The following is a 17,795-nucleotide window of genomic DNA, read 5'->3' as shown; positions in this document are numbered from 1 at the left end:
CGGCTACTGGGCCAGATCGGCCTTACTCGATGACCTTCGGCGCCACATTACGCTCCGGCGTCCAGGTCTCCTCGTCTTCCACAAGGTAGTCAGGACGCTCGCCGTTCGGTCCCCTTTCCTTGCCCTTGCCGCCATGTGCTCCGGGCATCCCCGGCATGCCCGTGGGGCGACGCCCGCCTCCAGCACCCGACTGCGTACCACCGCGGCTGCGGTGCAGGCCGGAGCCGCCTTGCCCACCGGTTCCGGTTTTGCCTCCGGTGCCTCCGACGACGCCGCCCTTCTGCCGGGCCAGCGCCCCGCCACGTCCGGCCGCAGTGCCCTTGGCGCCGCCGCCGGCTCCGGCCGCGCCTCCCATGCCGGGTGCGCCGGCACGTCCGCCGCGGGTACCGGCACCAGCGGCGCCACCGCCGCCCGTACCCGACCGTCCGGCCATCGTGCCACCGGGCATGCCGCCGCCCGGGATGCCCGTCGCTCCGGAGCCACCGCCGCTGATGTGACCGCCGCCTCCACCGACGCCGCTCAGGCCTCCACCACCGGCGAGACCACCACCGCCGCCACCGCTGAGGCCTCCGCCACCGGAGCCCCCTCCCGGGAGGCTGTTGAGACCGGTTCCCACATGCGGAAGGGTCGATGTCTTGGGCGGAGTCGTGCTGCCGACACCGCCGGAAATGCCGCGCTGACGCGGAGCTTCCAGGTCACCGGGCGAGGTGTACCCCGGCCCCTTGGAAGAGGGGAGAGACCCCTTCGGCGTGGACGGCTTCGGTCGGTTGACCACTCCGTCGGGCAGCGGTACGAAGGGCGGCGGCGAAGGCGTGTCGCCTCGCTCCGGCACCTCGCGGTCCCGCCCACCGCCCAGCGGCGGGTCTCCGATCGCCTTGGCGTTGGACCGATAGGCCGACCCCAGATACTCCATCATGACGGCCGTCTGGAGCTGACGCTCCTTGCCCTCCGACAGCTCTCCCGAGTTGCCGTTGAGGACCTCTGTGGTGTCCGTGCCCTTTTCGAGTTCGTGGATCGCCTTCGAGTCGTCGCGTCCACCCTTCGAACCGAAGGTCACCACCTTGATCGCATAGTTGCCCGCGGCGTCGAGGTTGCTCTCCGTGCCGGAGGGCTTCTCCATCGCGTCGATCTTCTTCTTGTACTCGTCCAGCGTGTGCCCGACGCCGTCCATGACGTGGTGCATGTTGGACGCATACGGAGCCGAGTTGCCGATGTTCTGGCTGATCGTGTCCGCGCGCTGCCGGAACCCTTCGGCAGCCTTACCGCCCCAGTGTTCGAGGACCTCCTTGACGGCGTCGTCGAACTCCTTCCTCAGCCCGCCCCGCCCGTCTTCACCCACGAGAGTGTCGTGGATCCACTTCCAGTTGACGGCGATCTCTTTGACCTTGCCGGGATTGGCGTGCGCCACCATGGCCTTGAGCTCGTCCATGTTGCGCTCATAAAACTTTGTCGCGTGCTTGGCGTAGAAGCACCCCTTGTCGGTGGTGACTCCACCATTGCTTTCCGACATGGTCACTTCCCCCCGGGGTTCAGCGCATTGTGGACGTCGTACTCACGGTCGTGGTAGGCGTCCTTCGTCTTGGCCGTCTTCTGACTCAGGTCGTCGACGAGGTCGGCGAGCTTCTTCAGAATTTGGTCGTCCATGTACGACTTCATCTTGTCGTGCGCCCGCCGGAGCTCCTCCTCTTCCTGAAAGCCCGTGCCCAGCGTCCCGGCCGGAAGGAAAGTGCTGTGTCCCGCCTTGCTCTTGGCCTCCGTCATGGCCCTGAGCACTCCGTTGAGCTTGCGCCCCACGGTGTCCAGCGCTTCGAGATCGACGTAGTACTCGTCGCTGCTGCCCATTAATGTCCTCCCCGTGTGTTCAAGGTGTTCTTGCGGCGCCAGTCGCGCAGGGCGATCGAGGTGCCGACGACCGTGGCGACGGCCAGAGCGCCGCCGCCGATGATGTAGATGGCGATGCGGGCCTGGCGTTCCTCGGTGGATTCGCCGATGGTCAGGGCGGCCGGCTGGATGTTGGCGCCGCTGTCGGCGCCGCCGGAGTCGGTGTCCGGCTTGGGTTCGCCGGTCGGCTTGGTCTTGTCGTTGAGGGCCGCTACGGGGTCGACGACGCCCCAGCCGATGTTGTGGTCCCGGTCCTTGCGGACGCGCTCGGCGGTCTTCTCCAGGTGCCAGATGACCTCGCGCGGCTTCCACTGCTGGTGCTCGGCCTTGTTGCGGCCGATCAGGAGGGCCGCGGCACCGGCGGCGTAGGGGGCGGCGAAGCTGGTGCCCTGGTCGACGCAGTTGCCGCCGTTGGGGACGGTGGAGACCATGTCCACGCCGGGGGCGGCGATGTCGACGAAGGCGCCGGCCTGGGAGAAGGGGGCGCGCTCGTTGTTGCGGTCGGAGGCGGCGACGGCCAGCACGTTGGAGTTCTCGAAGGCGGCCGGGTACATGCTCTGCTCGGCACCGCTCGCGCCGCCGTTGCCCGCCGAGGCGACGATCAGGACGTCCTTGGCCTCGGCCCGGGTGACCGCGGCGCGCAGGCCGCTGAGGAGGGCGGGGTTCGCGTTGGTGCCCTGGGAGATGTTGATGATGTCGGCGCCCGCGGCGACCGCGTCGTCTATCGCCTTGGCGAGACTGGCGGCCGTACCGCCCTTTTCCTTGTCCGTCTGCTGGAAAGGAATGATGGTCGCCTTGGGGGCGAGGCCGTAGAAGCCGGAGCCGGCCTTCGCGCGGGCCGCGATGATGCCCGCGACCTTGGTGCCGTGGCCGACCTGGTCCTCGGTGGGATTGCCCTTCTCGACGTAGCTCTTGCCGCCGCTGATCGCGCCGCGCAGCTGCTCGTTGCCGGAGTCGACGCCGGTGTCGATGACGGCGACCTTGACGCCCGTTCCTTCTCCGTAGGCCCACATCTGCCGGGTGAGCAGGCGCTGCAGCGACCACGGGGTCTCTTTGATGTCGTCGGTGCCGAACGTGCACTGGCCACTGTTCAGAGGCACGTTCGGGTCCGCGAACGCCGGCGCTGCCGTCGCGCAGGACAGGGCGACGGCCGAGGCCGCACCGGCCAGTGCTACCGCCGCGCGTCGGCGGTGGCCGGCTCGGTGACCATTGGCGCGAGATCCCACGAGATGTCTGCTCTCCGTGTGTGGCGGATTCGGGAAGGTGGAGGTGAGGGGAAGGAGCCGAGGAGGCGGTGGGGGGAGGGTGTGGACTGCGTGAGGGCGGGCGCACTGGTGCAGCGCGCCCGCCCTCATTCACCACTGTGCGAGCCTTCGTGGCTGCTCAGCCGTTGTGCCGTGTCCGTTCCGTCGGTGGACGGTGACGGGTCAGCCGCCCCAGATGCTGGCGTTCTTGGACTCGGTGCTCTGGTAGTTCTGAGCGGCCTGGTCCAGGGCCTTGGCGATGGCTTCCAGGGTCGAGTGCAGGGAAGCGGCGCGCTGGTCCCACTCGCGCTGGCGGGCCTGGTAGCCCTCCTGCGCGGCACCTTCCCAGCTGGCGGCGATCTTCTTGACACCCGACTCGAGGTCGTCGAGCTGGGTACGGATGTTGTTGGCCGTTCCGCGCACGTCGGAGGCGGCCTGGGAGATCGTCGCGAAATTGACGAGGATCTGGCCGGACATGAAGTCTCCTCGGGGAGTTGAGCTGAGATCGATTCACAGGCCGCAGCAGGCCGGGCCCACGGTCCGCCGGGGGCGGTGGGCCGGTGCGTGCTGCGGCGAAGTGGGCGCGCCGCGGGGTGCGGCGCGGTCCCGTCATCCGAAGGGCGAAGCCTGCGCGGAGACGTGGGACATCGACTGAGCCTGCTCCTCTTCCGAGGCCACGTAGTTCTTCGTGGTCGAGTCGATCGCTTCCTTGATCTCGTTCAGCAGCTGGTTCAGGCGCTTGGCGTCATCATTCACCTGGGTCTGCAGCTGGTGGTACGAGGTGGCGGCAGCGCCCTTCCACCCGGACGTGATGCCCTCGACGACCCCGTTCAGGCGAGTGATCTCACCCTGGATCGACTGGTTGACGGAGGAGATACGGCCGCTGAATGCGACCATCTCCTCCTCAGTGGTTGTGAACTGCTGACCAGCCATAAGTCAACGTCCCCCATGAGACTCGTACGTCGTGCCGGAGGACTGACGTGAAGCGAGCCCCCGGTCGGCATCTTCTGTTGACGCCTTCCGCCACTTTAACCACTCCATACCCCTGTTCCCAACAGCGGGTGGAGGGTTGTGACGGGATCACAACAAAGGCAACTGGCCGATCGCGAATGCCAATTCGATGGAAACGGACAGATGCCTTTGTTTCGGTCAAGCGGGCAGGTGAAGCGGTTCCTTCGGTTGTGAAGGAACCGCGCGGGTACGGAGGTCAGGAGCTCTGCGGCTTCTTGGCGCTGTCGACATCCAGCTGCGGCCCTTCCGACAGCAGCTGCGACCACGCCTTGTCGACCGTCGGCGGGCGCACGCTCTCGTATCCGAGGTGGATCTGCGCCTGATCGCGCGCCTTCTCCGCATTGCCCGCCTTGGTGGCGCTGTCGTTGCTGCGCGGCACCGAATAACGCAGACCGGTGTCGGTCACCAGGAAGAGCGTGCCCTCCTTGGCATTCGCCGTCACCTGCTGGTACAGCAGGCCGCTGCCGGGCGTCACGTAGGAGGCCGAGCCGGAGGCGATGGCGGCCGGGTAGTCCTTGCCGACCCAGGTGGTCATTTTCGGCACGGCGCCGTTGAAGCCGAGCGCCCTGCCCGCGCCGTTCGCGTACTCCGTGCTGGTGCCGTGGTAGACGCTGCAAGCCACGTCGGCGCCCTTGCCCGCGTCGCCGATGCCGGAGCTGCGGCGCGTCGCGGCGGCGTTCGCCATGGTGACGGCCTCGGAGGGCCACAGGGCCGTGCCGGGGAAGTTGCCCATGAACTGGACGACCTGGTCCTTGTCGTCACGCTTGGGGGTGATGCTGTCGGTGGACACCTTGATGACGTCCATCTTCTCGCCGCCCTTCTTGACGGCGGTGGCGTTCGGCCCTTCCAGCAGCAGCTTGGCCTGAAAGTTCGAGACCTTCTCCAGACCGTCGGCGGTCACCACGTACTTCTGGCTGTCACCGGCTTGCAGGACGTTGCCGATGACGCTGTAGTTGCTCGGCACGCCCTCGATGTCCGCCCGGGTGCCCGCCTTGTCCACCCGGGGCATGGTGAGCGGCATCTGGCTCTTGATGAGGGTGTTCATCCATTCGGAGGTCACCTGCTGCGGCTGCGCGTCGCCGAAGATGACCTGGCGCAGCTTGTCGTCCTGCTGCTCCTTGACGGCCGGCGAGGGGGCCTTGCCGCCGAGGGCGTCGAACGTGAAGGCCACGCCGTTCTCGTCGACCAGGTACTTCACGCCGTCCGGGTCCTGGACGTACAGCGCCTGGTGCAGGTCCAGCTTGCCGTGGTCGAGCACCTTGGCCTTGTCCTTGCCACCGAGGACGAACACGGCCTGCTGGGACTTGCTGTTCTCGCCGCTGCCGGGACGGTCGCACACCGCCCAGACCTTGGGGGTGCCGGCTTCCTTCTCGGTGGGCAGCCGGTCGGGGGCGTACGGGATTCCGATGGCCGGGCCGTGCGGAATCTTTCCGTCGAGTTCCTCTTCCTTCACCTTTACGACCTGAAACTTCTTCGGGTCGAGAAGGAGTTTGGCGGAGGCCAGGTTGAGGATCGGGTGGAGAAGTTTCTGATTGCTGCCGTTTTCGCCCTTGCTGTTCAGTACGACATACCGGGTGGTGGACTTGTCGCCGACGATGACGTTTTGCGCCGGCGTGTCCCAGCCCTTCGGGGCGACCGGCTTGAGGATGCCGCAGGCGCCGAAGCCCACGGTCACCACCAGGCCGAGCAGGATGCTCGGGAGCACCGCCTTGAGCGGCCGCGGCGCGCTCTCGATCGAGCCGTTCGGCAGCGGCTTCAGAAATGCCGCAGTCGTCCGCTTTCGAGCGAACGAATACGCATTCAGCTCGTCCCGACGTGATGCCATTGTTGCTTTCTCTCCCCGCCTGTCGGATCCACCGTGGACCGCCCCCGGCACTCGGGCCGCAGCGCCCTCTACTATGCCGTGTGTCGATCGACCCGTACGGTACGGGTGCCACCTTCCGGTGCACCAGTCTCGACGACGGTACTGAGGCCGGGAAGACATACCGCTCAGAGGCACAATGCTCGGAGCCACACCACCAGTAGAGGAGCAGGCCGGGGGATGTCCAGCGCCACCAGGGCTCGACGCCGCAATGGGCGGCAGCAACAGCAACAGCCTTCCGTTGCGCCGCATTACGCGGGAAATGCGGGCCAAAACGGTATAGCTCCGGGCAATGGAGGAAATCAGGATCGCGGAACCGCGGACCGGCCGGCCGGACCGGTGGCGCCCCGGCTGCGCGCGCAGGCCGGCAGCATCGGCGGCGTCCGGGTCCAACAGCTCGCGATCATCGAAATCGCCGCGGCGCTGGTGCTGGTCGGGTGGGCGATCCACCCCGTGGCCCTGACCGTCGCGGCGGTCCTGGCGGCCGTACTCGTCGTCTTCGCCCTCGGCCGCCGCCGGCGCATCCCGCTGCCGGAGTGGATCACGACGGTACGGGCGATGAAGCGCCGGGCCAAGCGGAGCGGTTCGGCCGCGGGCTCCGGCGGCGTCGACCCGGCCTTCGCGCCGCTGGTGGAGTGCGACCCGGCGCTGCGGACGTACGAGTACACCGACTCCGACCAGCGGGCGATCGGCTTCGTCGGGGACGGCACGTTCCTGACCGCCGTCGTCCAGCTGGAGGGCCGCGACGAGCCGCTGCGCCCGGCGAGCGGCGGCCGTCCGCTGCCGATGGACGTCCTGCACACCGCGCTGGACGTGGAGGACATCCACCTCGAATCGGTGCAGTTCGTGCAGTACACCCAGCCGGCCCCGGCCCCGCACCTGCCCGAGCAGGCCGTCGCCGCCCGCTCCTACGCGCCGCTCCAGGCGCAGACCAAGACGCCCGCGCTCCAGCTCACCTGGATCGCGCTGAAGCTGGACCCGGAGCTGTGCGCGGAGGCCATCGAGGCACGCGGCGGCGGCCTCGACGGCGCCAAGCGGTCCCTGCTGCGCGCCGCCGACCAGCTCGTCAGCCGCCTCTCCGCACACGGCGTACGCGCCAAGGTGCTCGCCGAGCGCGAGGTGGTGGCCGCGATGGGCACCGCGGTGTGCGTCAGCCCGCGGGCCGCGAACGGCGCCATGGGCCGCGACGGCCGCGCCGCGCGCCGCACCCAGGAGACGGTCCGCGCGATGCGCTGCGACGACCGCTGGCACACCACGTACTGGATCGGCCGCTGGCCCCAGCTGGGCCAGGGCGGCACGCCGCTGGCGGGCATCGTCCAGCTGCTGAGCAGCACCCCGGCCATGGCCAGCACCTTCGCGCTGACCGCCTCGCACGGCAGCGGCCGGGCCCCCGCCATCTCCGGCTACGTCCGCCTGTCGACCCGCAGCGAGAACGAACTGAGCGCCGCGCAGGGCGAGTTGGAGCGCCGCTCCGGCTCGGTGAAGGTCGGCCTCGTACGGCTGGACCGGGAGCAGCTCCCCGGTCTCCTGGCCACGCTTCCCCTCGGAGGTACCCGCTGATGGCGACGCCCACCTACCAGCCCCGCGCCACCCCGAGCAGCGACGGCTGGCGCAATCCCCCCATCGGCGGCGCCCCCGCGGGCGGCGGGCGGCGGCTCTCCCACGAGCCCCGTCCCGACGAGCGGCAGACGGCGGCCGGCGGACCGCGCCCGCAGCCGGGCTTCGGACTGCGCGGCCCGCGGCGCAGCCCGCACGTCCTGCCGCCGGAGTCGCTCGGCTCGCTGACCCTGCCGGTCGCCGAGGACGGGGTCATCATCGGCATCGACCCGCAGAACCAGCCCGCGGTGGTGAACCTGCTGCGGCCCAGCCCGCTCGAAGTGGTGCTGGTGGGCAGCATGTGGCTGGCGCAGGTGCTGTCGCTGCGTACGGTCGCCACCGGCGCGCGCGTCGCGGTCGAGACCGCCCGGCCGCCGGCCTGGGCACAGATGGCGCAGGCCGCGGGCGGCGGGCAGCAGTGCGTCTCGGTCCACGACGTACGGCAGATCGCCCCGCAGGGCGCGTCGGTCTCCAGCCCGGTCCTGGTCGTACGGGACATGGGCGCGCGGCCGCCGCGCAACCAGCTGGCGCCCGGGCCCTGGCAGTCCGTACTGACCGTGCTGCCCTTCCTGGGCCCGCGGTCGCCGCAGCTGCTGGCCCGCGCCGACCTGGTCTGCCTCCAACGGCTCTCGCCCGAGGAGGCCGAGGTCGTGACGCGCATCATGCGGCTCCCGGCGCAGATCGGCGGTGTGCTGCCGACGCTCAGCGACAACGCGATGCTCTGGTGCACGCGGGACAGCCACCAGTTCGTGATGACGCAGCCGACCGAAGCGGAGACGAATCTGCTCGGCGGCGCGCGGCGCATGGACTGACGGAGCGGTTCGCACGACGCGTCACGTACGGCGCGTCATATGCGGCGCGTTACGTACGGCGTGTTCCGTACGGCGCGGGTCTTCGCGGGTACCTCTTGAGGGTGCCCGCGGGCCCGCGCGAGTGCGGCCGCGGGTACGCCCGTGGGTGCGCCGCCGGGTTGCCAAGACGAGATACCGCCGACTGCCGTTCGTGGCCGACTGTTGATTAGGCTGTGTCGGAGAGCCGCAGGAGCACACCGACGGCTGCCGATACGGGGATGGAGACAGTTAGTGTTGGCGCTACCCGGGGTGGTGTGGTCCGACGTCCGCTACATCCGATCGATCCGCCTGTATCCGGTCCTGCCGTTCAGGTGCGTTGCAGTACACCAGGAGGCACAGTGAGGGAGCAGGAGGCTTTCCGTCCGGACGGGAACGATCCTGACGACGACCAGTCCGAGTTCGATCTGACGGGTGAATTCAAGATCGATTTCGCGGCTCCGGCCTGGTACGCCAGCAACGACACCAGCGGCGGCGGTACGGCCGCGGCCGCACCGGCCACACCTCCCGCCGCCACGCCCTCCACGCCGCCCACCGGCGCGCCGCTGAGCGGGCCCGCACAGCCGAGCCCCGGCCAGGCCGGTCCGCAGGCCGCCCAGCAGCCCGGTCCGCAGGCCGGTCCGAACCAAGGTGCCCCGCAGGGCGCGCCGCAGGGCGATGCGACCCCGCCTGCCGCCCCTCCCGGGTTTCCGACGCTGCGCCCCGACGCGGGCGCCCCCGACGTCGCACCGGCCCCCGCGCCCACCGCGCCGCCGGTCGCACCGGCTCCCGTCACCCCCGCGCCGACTGCCGTCACTCCCGCCCCGGCTCCCGCCACGCCCGCGCCGGAGCCGACGGCTCCCGTGACGCCGCCGGCGCCCGTCGCCGAGGCCGCGCCCGAACCGCCCGCCGAGGCCGCGGAGTCCGACGCTGCGGCAGCGGCGACCGCGTCCGGGACGACCGTACGCGCCGGCAGCGGTGTCGACCCGTCGGCGTCCCTGTGGGCCGACGACCCGGAGCCCGAACCGGCCCCCGTGCCTGCCCCGGTGGAGGCCGCGCCGGCCGCCGACGCACAGCGAGCCGAAGAGGCGGACCGGTCCGGCGCTCCCTCCGCGACCGAGGCACCGGCCCCGACTCCCTTGGCGCAGCCCGCGCCGGAGGCCGAAGCGCCCGTCGCCGCGCCGCAAGCGTCCGGACAGCAGCAGCCCGCTCCGGAGGCGCAGCAGCAGCCGGAGGCTGTCCAGCAGGAAGCTCCGCAGCAGGACGTGCCGCAGGAACTGCCGCCTCAGGAACTGCCGCCTCAGCAGCAGGCAGTTCCGCAGCAGATGCAGCAGGTGCCGCAGCAGCAGGGCACTCCCCCGCAGGGCGCGCCTTGGGGTTCCGCCGCCGGGCAGCAGGCAGGTGCGCCTGCGCACCTGCCGCCCCTGCCTCCTGAGTACCAGCCTGCGGACCCGCGGGAAGCCCAGGCCCAGGCCCAAGCCCAGGCACAGACCCAACAGCCGTACCAGCAGCAGGCGCAGCCCCAACCGCAGCCCGCGCAGCAGCAGTACGCGCAACAGCCGCCGCAGCAGCAGCCGTACCAGCAGTCCGGCTACCCGCAGCAGTACCCCCAGCAGGCCCAGCAGCCCCATCCCCAGCAGCAGGCCCCCCAGCAAGCCCAGCCGCAGGCCGCGTACGGCTACCCGCAGCCCGCCTACGGGTACCCGCACCAGCAGCCCCAGCAGGGCGCCCCGGCACCGCAGCAGCAGACGGCCGACCCCAACGCCGCCGCGACGCAGAGCGGTTACGGGTATCCGCAGCAGGCCCACCCTCAGCAGCAGGCACAGCAGCAGGCCGCGTACGGCTATCCGCAGCAGCAGGGCGCCTACGGCTACCCGCAGGCCGCCCAGGGCTACCCGCAGCAGACCACGCCCGCGCAGCAGCAACAGCAGTACCCCGGGTACGGCCAGCACCAGGTCCCGCCGCAGGCCCAGCAGCCCCAGGCCCAGCAGCCTCAGAGCCAGCACCCGCAGCAGCCGCAGGCTCAACAGCCCCCGCAGGCCCCGCAGCAGCCGCAGGCCCCCACCCCCGTCCAGGGCGCCGACCCCAACGCCGCCGCCAACTACGCGCAGTACTCGCAGCCGGGTCAGCAGCAACAACAGCAGCGGGCCGCCCCCGGCGCGCCCCTGGGCTACAGCGCCGCCGTCGAGCTGACCTCCGACCGGCTGCTCCGCAACCAGCCCAAGAAGAAGAAGCCGGGTGCCAACGCGCAGCCCTCGCGCTTCAAGCTGGGCGCGAAGAAGGAGGAGCAGGAGCGTCAGCGCAAGCTGGAGCTGATCCGTACGCCGGTGATGTCCTGCTACCGGATCGCGGTCATCAGCCTCAAGGGCGGCGTCGGCAAGACCACGACGACGACCGCGCTGGGTGCCACGCTCGCCTCCGAGCGGCAGGACAAGATCCTGGCGATCGACGCGAACCCGGACGCCGGCACGCTCGGCCGCCGGGTGCGCCGCGAGACCGGCGCGACCATCCGTGACCTGGTGCAGGCGATTCCGCAGCTGCACAGCTACATGGACATCCGCCGGTTCACCTCGCAGGCGCCGTCGGGTCTGGAGATCCTCGCCAACGACGTCGACCCGGCCGTCTCGACGACGTTCAACGACGACGACTACCGGCGCGCGATCGACGTCCTCGGCAAGCAGTACCCGATCATCCTCACCGACTCGGGTACGGGCCTGCTCTACAGCGCGATGCGCGGGGTGCTGGACCTCGCCGACCAGCTGATCATCATCTCCACGCCGTCGGTGGACGGCGCGTCCAGCGCCAGCACCACGCTGGACTGGCTGTCCGCGCACGGCTACGCCGACCTCGTGCAGCGGGGTATCACGGTGATCTCCGGGGTCCGTGAGACCGGCAAGATGATCAAGATCGACGACATCGTGTCGCACTTCGAGACGCGATGCCGCGGCGTGGTCGTGGTCCCGTTCGACGAGCATCTGGCCGCCGGCGCCGAGGTCGACCTGGACATGATGCGGCCCAAGACCCGTGAGGCGTACTTCAACCTGTCCGCGCTGGTGGCCGAGGACTTCTCCCGGACCCAGCAGGCACAGGGCGCTTGGCAGGACCCCGCCGCCCAGCAGCAGATGCAGCCGGGCGACCCGAACGCCCAGCAGCCGTACGGCCAGGAGCAGTACGGGCAGCAGCAGTACGGCCAGCAGGCGTACCCTCAGCAGCCGGGCCAGGAGGCACCGGGTCAGCCGCCCGCCGGGTACCCGCCGCAGCAGGGCGGCTGGACCCAGCAGCCCCAGCAGCAGGGGCAGCCGCCCCAGGGCTGGCAGCAGCCTCCGGACGCGCCGCAGGCGCCCGGACAGCCCGGTCTCCAGCCGGGGTGGACGCAGCAGCCCCCGCCGCAGTAGTAGCACGGCACACGACTGGGCCCGGCACTCCTCCGAGTGCCGGGCCCAGTCCCGTTGTCGCGGGGCCCGCGTGCGGGCCCGTGAGCGCCGTCAGCTATCGGCCTCGGCCTCGGCCGCCCCGATCAGCTCGCGTGTCTCCTTCACGTCGACCGCCATCCGCTCCAGCAGCCCGTCGAGCGTCTCGAACTTCTCCATGCCGCGCAGGTACGCGTAGAAGTCCACCGCGGCGTGCAGGCCGTACAGTTCCAGGCCGACGCGGTCGATGGCGTGTGCCTCGACGGTCCGCGCGGTGCCGTCGAACTGCGGGTTGGTGCCGACCGAGATGGCGGCCGGCATCTTCTCGCCGTCCGCGTGCAGCCAGCCCGCGTACACCCCGTCCGCCGGGATGGCGGTGTGCGGCAGCGTCTCCACGTTCGCCGTCGGGAAGCCCAGCTCCCGGCCGCGCTGGGCGCCGCGCACCACGACGCCCTCGACCCGGTGCGGCCGCCCCAGGACCTCCCGCGCGCCCGCGACGTCGCCCTCGGCGACCAGCCGCCGGGTCAGCGTGGAGGAGAACGGCTCGCCCCCGCCCGCCGTCCCGCGCTCGAAGAGGTCGACGACCTCGACCGCGTAGTCGTAGGTGCCGCCCAGCTCGGTGAGTGTCTCGACGGTGCCCGCCGCCTTGTGCCCGAAGCGGAAGTTCGGCCCCTCGACGACCAGCCGCGCGTGCAGCTTGTCGACCAGGACCTTGACCACGAAGTCGGCCGGGGCCAGCTTCGAGAAGTCGGTGGTGAACGGCAGGATCAGCACGGCGTCCACGCCGAGGCCCGCCATCAGCTCCGCGCGCCGCTCGTGCGGCGCCAGCAGCGGCGGGTGGGTGCCGGGCCGTACGACCTCGCTGGGGTGCGGGTCGAAGGTGACCACCACCGCCGGTATGCCCAGCTCCCGGGCGCGCGCCACCGTCTTCCCGATGATCAGCTGGTGCCCGCGGTGCACGCCGTCGTAGGAGCCGATGGTGACGACGCTGCGTCCCCAGCCCTCGGGGATGTCCTCCAAGCCACGCCAGCGCTGCACTGTGCCCGCTCCTCGCCAGAACTCTCGTCCGTCACTGCGCCGGGAAGAACCCGGTCGGATCCGGGCACCCTCGGCCTTACGCAGGTCTAAGACTGCCATGCCTCGCGCATCGCTTCGCGGGAAGGGTCACCTCGCTTCTGTGGAGTGCGGCACCCCCGGGCGCGCGGCCCGCCGTCCCGGCCCGCGCGTGTCACCCGTACGCCGGAGCACGCCGCCACCGTTCGCGCCCCGACGGGCCACCGGAGCCTGGAGGCCACCGGGCGCGGCGGATACGACGACGGGCGGCGCCGTCACAAACGGCACCGCCCGTCGTCCTGCTCCGCGCCCCCGAGCCGCAGCCCGGAGCAGCGGTCCCGCGTCACTCCGCGAAGACCGCCAGGCTCTTCGCCCGGCCACCCTGGTTCTCCAGCAGCGCCAGGAACGTCCCGTCCGGCGCGAACGCCGCCGCGGGCCGTGCCGGTCCGTCGCCCTCCTCGTCGAACCGCGGCATCGGGATGCGCACCCCGTTGGTGAGCAGCCGGGCCTGGTCGAGGGTGACGTCCCAGCGCGGGAAGGCCGCGGCCGCCGCCTCGCCGATCGGCATGACCGGCAGGCCGCCGCCCGCCTCGTCGTCCACGGCTGTCTGGAGCTGTTCCAGCGTGCGGGCCCGGTCGAGCTTGTACGGACCCACCCGGGTACGCCGCAGAGCGGTCAGGTGGCCGCCGACCCCGAGGGCCTCCCCCAGGTCGCGGGCGAGCGCCCGGATGTACGTACCGGAGGAGCACTCCACCGAGACCAGCAGGTCGGTGACGGGCGTGCCGTCCGCCGCCTCGGCCTCCTCGACGGAGTAGACGACGAAGGAGGAGACGGTCACCGGGCGGGCCGGTATCTCCACGTCCTCGCCCTTGCGCACCCGCGCGTAGGACCGCTTGCCGTCGATCTTGATGGCGCTGACCTTGGACGGCACCTGCATGATCGCGCCGGACAGCTCCGCCACGCCCGCGTCGATCGCGGCCCGGTCCAGGCCGTGTGCGGCCTTGGACGCGGTGATCTCGCCCTCGGCGTCGTCGGTGACCGACGTCTGGCCCAGCCGGATCGTGCCGACGTACTCCTTCTCGGTCAGCGCGAGGTGGCCGAGCAGCTTGGTGGCGCGCTCGATGCCCAGCACGAGCACGCCCGTCGCCATCGGGTCGAGCGTGCCGGCGTGCCCGACGCGGCGGGTGCGGGCCATGCCGCGCATCTTGGCCACCACGTCGTGCGAGGTGAAGCCGGCCGGCTTGTCGACGATGACCAGGCCGTCCGGCGCCCCCTGCTTGGCGCGGGTGCGCTCGACACGCTTCGTGCCGGTGTTCTCGCGCTTCATTACTGCGGGGTGTCCTCGTCCTCGTCGCCCGGCTTGCGGTACGGGTCGGCCTCGCCCGCGTACGCGGCGCCCGAGGACGCCTCGCGCACCTTGGCGTCCGAGGCCCGTGCCTTGTCGAGCAGGTCCTCGATCGTCTTGGCGGTCTCCGGCAGCGCGTCCGCGACGAAGGTCAGGGTCGGCGTGAACTTCACGCCAGCCGCCTTGCCGACCTCGGAGCGCAGGATGCCCTTGGCGCTCTCCAGCCCGGCGGCCGCGCCGGCCCGCTCCTCGTCGTCGCCGTAGACCGTGTAGAAGACCGTCGCCTCCCGCAGGTCGCCGGTGACCCGGGTGTCCGTGATGGTCACGTGGCTGCCGAGCCGCGGGTCCTTGATGCCGCGCTGCAGCTTCTGGGCGACCACCTCCCGGATGAGGTCCGCCAGCTTCTTCGCCCGCGCATTGTCGGCCACTGGTCCGTCTCCTTCTGTGTCTTTCACCATGGTGCGTGTGGCGCCGACGACCCGCTCAGTCGTCATGATCGCCGTGGATCCGCCGTCGTACCGACAGCAGCTCCACTTCGGGCCGTGCGGCGACCAGGCGCTCGCAGCGGTCCAGTACGTCTGTGAGGTGCCCCGTGTCCCCGGACACCACCGCGAGTCCGATGGTGGCTCTGCGGTGGAGATCCTGCTCGCCGACCTCCGCCACGCTGACCGCGTACTTGCGGTGCAGTTCGGCGACGATCGGGCGGACGACGGAGCGCTTCTCCTTCAGCGACCGTACGTCGCCGAGGAGGAGGTCGAAGGACAGCGTCCCTACGTACATGCGGTGCGGGTAAGGCCACCCGTGGGGCACTAGATGCAGATGTACGAACTGTTCGAACCGTACATGCAACGGCCGGAGCCGATCGACGGAATTTTTCTTCCGCCGACCGGCCCCGGAGGTGAGAGCTGGATCAGCCGCGCGGCTTCTCCCGCATCTCGTACGTCGCGATGACGTCGTCGACCTTGATGTCGTTGAAGTTGCCGAGGTTGATACCGCCCTCGAAGCCTTCGCGGATCTCGGTGACGTCGTCCTTGAAGCGGCGCAGACCCTCGATGTTGAGGTTCTCCGCGATGACCTTGCCGTCGCGGACCAGGCGGGCCTTGGTGTTGCGCTTGACCTCGCCGGAACGGATGAGAACACCCGCGATGTTGCCCAGCTTGGACGACTTGAAGACCTCGCGGATCTCCGCCGTGCCGAGCTCGACCTCTTCGTACTCCGGCTTGAGCATGCCCTTGAGGGCCGCCTCGATCTCCTCGATCGCCTGGTAGATGACCGAGTAGTAGCGCACGTCCACGCCCTCGCGCTCGGCCATCTGCGTCGCGCGGCCTTCGGCGCGGACGTTGAAGCCGATCACGATCGCGTCGGAGCCGGACGCCAGGTTGATGTCGGACTCCGTGACCGCACCGACGCCGCGGTGCAGGACCCGGATGTCGACCTCTTCGCCGACGTCGAGCTGCAGCAGCGAGGACTCCAGGGCCTCGACCGAACCGGACGCGTCGCCCTTGATGATGAGGTTGAGCTGCTGGACCTCGCCGGCCTTGAGCACCTTGTCCAGGTCCTCCAGCGACACCCGGCGGGTGCGCTTGGCGAACGCGGCGTTGCGCTCACGGGCGGCGCGCTTCTCGGCGATCTGGCGGGCCGTGCGGTCCTCGTCGACGACCAGGAAGTTGTCGCCGGCACCCGGGACGTTGGTCAGACCCAGCACCAGGACGGGGGTCGAGGGACCCGCTTCCTGCACGTTCTGGCCCTTGTCGTCGAGCATCGCCCGGACCCGGCCGTACGCGTCGCCGGCCACCATCGTGTCACCGACGCGCAGCGTGCCGCGCTGGACCAGGACGGTCGCCACGGCGCCGCGGCCACGGTCGAGGTGGGCCTCGATCGCGATGCCCTGCGCGTCCTGCTCGGCGTTGGCCCGCAGGTCGAGCGAGGCGTCCGCGGTCAGGACCACGGCCTCCAGCAGCTCCTCGATGTTCAGGCCCTGGCGCGCGGAGATGTCGACGAACATCGTGTCGCCGCCGTACTCCTCGGCCACCAGGCCGTACTCGGTGAGCTGGCCGCGCACCTTGGTCGGGTCCGCGCCCTCGACGTCGATCTTGTTGACCGCGACCACGATCGGCACGTCGGCCGCCTTGGCGTGGTTCAGGGCCTCGATCGTCTGCGGCATGACACCGTCGTTGGCCGCCACCACGAGGATCGCGATGTCGGTCGACTTGGCACCACGGGCACGCATGGCGGTGAACGCCTCGTGACCCGGGGTGTCGATGAAGGTGATGCGCCGCTCTTCGTCGTTGACCTCGGTCGCGACCTGGTAGGCACCGATGTGCTGGGTGATGCCGCCGGCCTCGCCCGCGATGACGTTCGTCTTGCGGATCGCGTCCAGCAGGCGCGTCTTGCCGTGGTCGACGTGACCCATGACGGTCACCACCGGCGGACGCGCGACGAGCATCTCCTCGCCGCCCTCGTTCTCGCCGAAGTCGATGTCGAACGACTCCAGGAGCTCGCGGTCCTCCTCCTCCGGGGAGACGATCTCTACGACGTAGTTCATCTCCTCGCCGAGGAGGTGCAGCGTCTCGTCGGAGACGGACTGCGTCGCGGTGACCATCTCACCCAGGTTCAGCATGACCTGGACGAGCGACGCCGGGTTGGCGTTGATCTTCTCGGCGAAGTCGGTCAGCGAGGCACCGCGCGACAGGCGGACCGTCGCACCGTTGCCACGGGGCAGCATGACGCCGCCCACCGACGGGGCCTGCATGGCCTCGTACTCCTGGCGCCTCTGCCGCTTCGACTTGCGGCCGCGGCGCGCGGGACCGCCGGGACGGCCGAAGGCGCCCTGCGTACCACCACGGCCACCGGGACCGCCCGGACGACCACCGAAGCCGGGACGACCGCCGAAGCCGCCGCCACCACCGGGACCGCCGCCACCGGGACGGCCGGCGAAACCGCCGCCGCCACCCGGACGACCGCCACCGCCGCCACCGGGACGGCCGGCGAAGCCGCCGCCACCGGGACGACCGCCGCCGCCGGGACGACCGGCGCCACCGGGACCGCGACCGCCGCCGCCACCGGGACCCGGACGCGGGCCGGCGGCCGGGCTCTTCGGCATCATGCCGGGGTTGGGACGGTTACCGCCGCCGGGACGCGGGCCACCCTGGCCGGCACCCTGCGGACGGGGCATGCCGCCCGGGGACGGACGGTTGCCGCCGGGAGCCTGCGGACGGGGACCGCCCTGGCCACCCTGGCCGCCGCCCTGCGGACGCGGGCCGCCGGGGGCACCCTGGCCGCCGGGACGCGGCGCGCCACCGGGACGGGGGGCCTGCGGACGGGCCATGCCGGTGGAGCCACCGGACGTGAAGGGGTTGTTGCCCGGACGCGGGCCGGACGGACGGTTGCCGCCGGGACGCGGGGCGCCGCCCTGGCGGTCGCCGCCGGGACGCGGGGCGTTGCCGCGGCCCTGACCACCCTGGCCGCCGCCCTGGCCGCCCTGCTGCGGGCGGGCCGGACGCGGGCCGGGGGTGGCGCCCGGCTTGGGAGCCGGGGCCGACGGCGGAGCCTGGAACTCGGGCTGCG

The 17,795-nt window shown here is 71.1% G+C and carries 14 protein-coding genes; 3 read left to right on the top strand and 11 right to left on the bottom strand.

All coding sequences use genetic code 11. From position 1 onward, the window contains the following. Window positions 1-22 precede the first annotated feature (22 nt). From JXZ78_RS36490 to JXZ78_RS36465, 6 genes are all read right to left on the bottom strand, one after another. Window positions 23-1,510: a hypothetical protein gene (locus JXZ78_RS36490; protein ID WP_050502995.1), complete on the bottom strand. Its 1,488-nt coding sequence runs from the start codon at window positions 1,508-1,510 to the stop codon at window positions 23-25. A gap of 2 nt (window positions 1,511-1,512) precedes the next feature. After that, a complete protein-coding gene (locus tag JXZ78_RS36485; protein ID WP_030024342.1) occupies window positions 1,513-1,842 on the bottom strand; it encodes a hypothetical protein in 330 nt (109 codons plus the stop codon). Further along, window positions 1,842-2,981, bottom strand: coding sequence for a type VII secretion-associated serine protease mycosin (gene mycP, locus JXZ78_RS36480; RefSeq protein WP_238783624.1), 1,140 nt, complete (start codon window positions 2,979-2,981; stop codon window positions 1,842-1,844). The genes JXZ78_RS36485 and mycP overlap by 1 nt, the downstream gene beginning before the upstream one ends. 327 nt (window positions 2,982-3,308) lie before the next feature. After that, a complete protein-coding gene (locus JXZ78_RS36475; protein WP_030024340.1) occupies window positions 3,309-3,602 on the bottom strand; it encodes a WXG100 family type VII secretion target in 294 nt (97 codons plus the stop codon). A gap of 132 nt (window positions 3,603-3,734) precedes the next feature. After that, on the bottom strand, window positions 3,735-4,058 hold the full coding sequence (locus tag JXZ78_RS36470) for a WXG100 family type VII secretion target (protein ID WP_030024339.1): 324 nt from the start codon (window positions 4,056-4,058) through the stop codon (window positions 3,735-3,737). 274 nt (window positions 4,059-4,332) lie between these two features. Continuing rightward, window positions 4,333-5,961 carry a type VII secretion protein EccB gene (locus JXZ78_RS36465; protein ID WP_030024338.1) on the bottom strand — a complete coding sequence of 543 codons (1,629 nt, stop codon included), beginning with the start codon at window positions 5,959-5,961 and terminating at the stop codon, window positions 4,333-4,335. Window positions 5,962-6,336: 375 nt separating this feature from the next. Here JXZ78_RS36465 and eccE point away from each other — a divergent pair, with 375 nt between their 5' ends. The 3 genes from eccE to JXZ78_RS36450 all read left to right on the top strand — a co-directional run bounded on the left by eccE (window position 6,337) and on the right by JXZ78_RS36450 (window position 11,815). After that, complete coding sequence (gene eccE / locus JXZ78_RS36460; protein WP_030024337.1) at window positions 6,337-7,557, top strand: type VII secretion protein EccE; 1,221 nt, start codon at window positions 6,337-6,339, stop codon at window positions 7,555-7,557. Continuing rightward, window positions 7,557-8,405: a hypothetical protein gene (locus tag JXZ78_RS36455; RefSeq protein WP_030024336.1), complete on the top strand. Its 849-nt coding sequence runs from the start codon at window positions 7,557-7,559 to the stop codon at window positions 8,403-8,405. Before eccE ends, JXZ78_RS36455 begins: the two co-directional genes overlap by 1 nt. A gap of 377 nt (window positions 8,406-8,782) precedes the next feature. After that, entirely contained in the window at window positions 8,783-11,815 is a 3,033-nt protein-coding gene (locus tag JXZ78_RS36450; protein ID WP_030024335.1) for an SCO5717 family growth-regulating ATPase, read from the top strand. 90 nt (window positions 11,816-11,905) lie between these two features. Here JXZ78_RS36450 and JXZ78_RS36445 read toward each other — a convergent pair whose 3' ends face one another. The 5 genes from JXZ78_RS36445 to infB form a co-directional block, all read right to left on the bottom strand. Continuing rightward, entirely contained in the window at window positions 11,906-12,868 is a 963-nt protein-coding gene (locus tag JXZ78_RS36445) for a bifunctional riboflavin kinase/FAD synthetase (RefSeq protein WP_030024334.1), read from the bottom strand. Window positions 12,869-13,226: 358 nt separating this feature from the next. Beyond that, window positions 13,227-14,210, bottom strand: coding sequence for a tRNA pseudouridine(55) synthase TruB (truB, locus tag JXZ78_RS36440; RefSeq protein WP_050502993.1), 984 nt, complete (start codon window positions 14,208-14,210; stop codon window positions 13,227-13,229). Next, window positions 14,210-14,656: a 30S ribosome-binding factor RbfA gene (gene rbfA, locus JXZ78_RS36435; protein WP_030024332.1), complete on the bottom strand. Its 447-nt coding sequence runs from the start codon at window positions 14,654-14,656 to the stop codon at window positions 14,210-14,212. Before rbfA ends, truB begins: the two co-directional genes overlap by 1 nt. Before the next feature lie 55 nt (window positions 14,657-14,711). After that, window positions 14,712-15,008: a DUF503 domain-containing protein gene (locus JXZ78_RS36430; RefSeq protein WP_030024331.1), complete on the bottom strand. Its 297-nt coding sequence runs from the start codon at window positions 15,006-15,008 to the stop codon at window positions 14,712-14,714. 130 nt (window positions 15,009-15,138) lie between these two features. After that, on the bottom strand, window positions 15,139-17,795 hold a 2,657-nt coding region (gene infB, locus JXZ78_RS36425), incomplete at its 5' end, for a translation initiation factor IF-2 (RefSeq protein WP_238783622.1).

The organism is Streptomyces monomycini (assembly GCF_022271435.1).
GTDB classification, from domain to species: domain Bacteria; phylum Actinomycetota; class Actinomycetes; order Streptomycetales; family Streptomycetaceae; genus Streptomyces; species Streptomyces monomycini.
The sequence above is the reverse complement of the archived record's forward strand: the minus strand, read 5'-3'. Positions and strand labels throughout refer to the sequence as shown.

Coding starts and splice junctions, on each gene's coding strand:
- JXZ78_RS36490 (WP_050502995.1), bottom strand. CDS start 1,510: ATGTCGGAAAGCAATGGTGGAGTCACCACCGACAAGGGGTGCTTCTAC.
- JXZ78_RS36485 (WP_030024342.1), bottom strand. CDS start 1,842: ATGGGCAGCAGCGACGAGTACTACGTCGATCTCGAAGCGCTGGACACC.
- JXZ78_RS36475 (WP_030024340.1), bottom strand. CDS start 3,602: ATGTCCGGCCAGATCCTCGTCAATTTCGCGACGATCTCCCAGGCCGCC.
- JXZ78_RS36470 (WP_030024339.1), bottom strand. CDS start 4,058: ATGGCTGGTCAGCAGTTCACAACCACTGAGGAGGAGATGGTCGCATTC.
- JXZ78_RS36465 (WP_030024338.1), bottom strand. CDS start 5,961: ATGGCATCACGTCGGGACGAGCTGAATGCGTATTCGTTCGCTCGAAAG.
- JXZ78_RS36455 (WP_030024336.1), top strand. CDS start 7,557: ATGGCGACGCCCACCTACCAGCCCCGCGCCACCCCGAGCAGCGACGGC.
- truB (WP_050502993.1), bottom strand. CDS start 14,210: ATGAAGCGCGAGAACACCGGCACGAAGCGTGTCGAGCGCACCCGCGCC.
- JXZ78_RS36430 (WP_030024331.1), bottom strand. CDS start 15,008: ATGTACGTAGGGACGCTGTCCTTCGACCTCCTCCTCGGCGACGTACGG.